Genomic DNA, 2,459 nt, shown 5'->3' with positions numbered 1-2,459 from the left:
CAGAGCTCCGCCAGGAGTTCCGCTTTCTTCGCCGTGAATTCCTCGTCCGTCACCAGTCCCGCCCGGTGCAGTTCCCCCAGGTGCCGAATCCTTTCGGCGACGGCCCCGGGGTCACCGGAGGCCCCGGTCCTGCCGAGGGCGGGCGCGGCGGCGGCCACGGGGGCGCGGTCCGGGCTGGTGCGGATCGCCGCGAGGACCGCCGCGGCGAAGGGGAGGGACTCGTGGACCGGCCCGTAGCCGAGGCCGAAGACGACGGACGCAGGGTCGTGGTCGGGCTGGGCGGCCCGGGGGGCGCCGTTCCGGGGCAGCAGCCGCAGGTAGCCGTCGAGGACGTCGGGGGAGCGCCACTCGACCCCGCTGAGCTCCCGTACCGAGAAGGTCTGGTCGCCGGCCTTCCACTTCTCCGACGACGCACCCGTCCAGAACCAGCGGAAGGCGACCTCCGCGTGCCCGTCGAAGCTGGCCTTGCCGTCGTACGCCTTGAAGGACTGCGGTCCCGAGGGCGCCGCCACCAGGAAGCGCTCGGCGGGCTCGCGCTCCGCGTCCGGCGCGAGGACGCCGCGCAGCTCGTCGCGGTAGTACTCGGCGAGCGTCTCGCGGTCCGCCGGCAGCACCAGCCGGTACGGGTCGCTGCCCTCCTTGAGCTGTCCGGCCGCGGCCTCCATCAGCGGATCGGCCCCCGGCCGTGGCACGGCGCGCAGCACGACGGTGCCGCGCCTGCCCGGCGTGAGCGTCACGGAGGCCAGCGCCTCGTGCGGTACGCGCCGTTCGCGCAGTGCCTGGAACAGCTTCGGCGTGCGGATCCCCCGTTCGAATCGGATGACGAGGGCGTCGCTCTCGAACTCCCAGGTGGCATGAATTCCGGCCAGCACATCACCCATACGCCTCATCGTATGCGGCGCGTGCCCGCGCGTCGCCCCTCCGAAAGGTCCCGAAATTCTGTGATCTACGCGCGTCAGACCCCTTCCGCGTCGAAGATTCCGTCGTGGCAAGCGCGGTCGGCATGTGCGCAGACCAGCCGTTCGTACGCCCCCACCCCTATGGCCGCCAGGTTGCCGAGGCTCTCCGTGCCCGGCTCGAAATAACCGCTGTGTCCGGCCGCGCCCGCCGCCGACAGGATCCGCGCGCCGAACTCCGGCTCCGCCGGGTCCGCGCCGTGCCCGATGCCGCCGACCTCCAGGTGCGGCACGTCCCCGATCCAGTCGTCCGGGTCCCGCATCGCCCAGACCCGCGCCGGGGTGCCGAGGTCCGCGGCCCGCTCGGCCCGCATGCCCGGGCTGCCCGCCACGGCCAGGTCGGTCACCCGGCCGGGCAGCCGGGGCGCGGCGATCCCGCAGAGCACGGAGCCGTAGCTGTGGCAGAACAGCGCCACGCGCGCGTGCCCCGGCAGCGCCGCGGCCAGGGCCACCAGCCGTTCGGCCCCGTGGGCGGCGAGGCGGCCGGTGGCGGCGTCGACGTTGACGGCGGCGGGGGCGGTGTAGTCGGCCCAGGCGATGACCGCGATCCGGGCGCCGGGCGCGGTGCGGCGCTCCGCCTCAAACAGGGCGCGGGCCATCCCGGCCGGGGCTCCGTACCGGTTGTGGGTCTTCTGGAAGGTGAGGAGGTTGGTGTCGACGCCCGGGACGATCACCGATATCCGCTCGGCCCGCTCCAGGTCGCCGAGGACCTCGGCGGTGCGTCCCGTACCCGCCGGGTCGAAGGCGAGGACCTGGCGGTCCGGTCGCAGGAGGGACGTGAACCGGTGGACCCGCCGCAGGGCCTCGTGCCGCCCGTCGGCGGTCAGCCGGGGGTCGTCCACCCGGCCCCGTTCGGCGGCGAGCGCGCGGGAGAGGGAGATCCGGTTGGCCCGGTAGCGCAGGGCGGCGGGGGCGCCGTTGAGGTTGCCGACGACGAGGGGGTGCCGGGCGGCGAGCCGCTCGGCCCGGTCCTGCCCGAGCCGGGCGAAGAAGGCGGCGACGGCCCGGGGCGGGGCGCCGGCCGGGTCCGGCAGCGGCCGGCCGTCGAACCGCTCCCGCTCCCAGGCGACGAGCGCGGCCTCGCGCGGCGGACCCGGTGACGGCCGCTGCCGGACCGCGGTCCATCCGCTCGTCGCGAGGAGCAGCAGGACGACCCCGAGCGCGAGGACCGCCCGCGTCACGCGGGTCGCGGCACGGGCCCCCGGCGCCTCCGGTGTCCCGGGCACGGGCTGCCGCACGCCGGCGGGCGCGAGCGGGGTCCGCGCGGTCCGTACCCGTCCGTCGGTGAACAGGAGCGGTGGCGGTACGCGTACGGCGGCGGCGTGCCAGGAGGAGACGTCGGCGGAGGTCACGGGCCGAAACCCTACGGCGTGACGCCGGTCCTCCCGCCGCCCGCCCGCCGTCGTTCCGGAGGACCCGGGTGCCGCCGGGTCAGGTGGTGGAGCCGTCCCGCCAGCGGAGCGCCAGGGCCGGGTTCAGGTGGTCGAGGTACCGCTCGGTGAG

2 protein-coding genes are annotated in these 2,459 nt (G+C 75.9%); both read right to left on the bottom strand.

Annotated elements, in window-relative coordinates; all coding sequences use genetic code 11:
* On the bottom strand, window positions 1-881 hold an 881-nt coding region (locus RIF68_RS34160; RefSeq protein WP_309055352.1), incomplete at its 3' end, for a DUF4429 domain-containing protein.
* Between the two features lie 74 nt (window positions 882-955).
* A complete protein-coding gene (locus RIF68_RS34155; RefSeq protein WP_309055353.1) occupies window positions 956-2,137 on the bottom strand; it encodes an alpha/beta hydrolase in 1,182 nt (393 codons plus the stop codon).
* Window positions 2,138-2,459 lie beyond the last annotated feature (322 nt).

Origin of the sequence: Streptomyces sp. (assembly GCF_031178505.1) — a bacterium.
GTDB lineage: Bacteria > Actinomycetota > Actinomycetes > Streptomycetales > Streptomycetaceae > Streptomyces > Streptomyces gulbargensis.
This window is presented reverse-complemented; position numbering and strand designations above follow the sequence as displayed.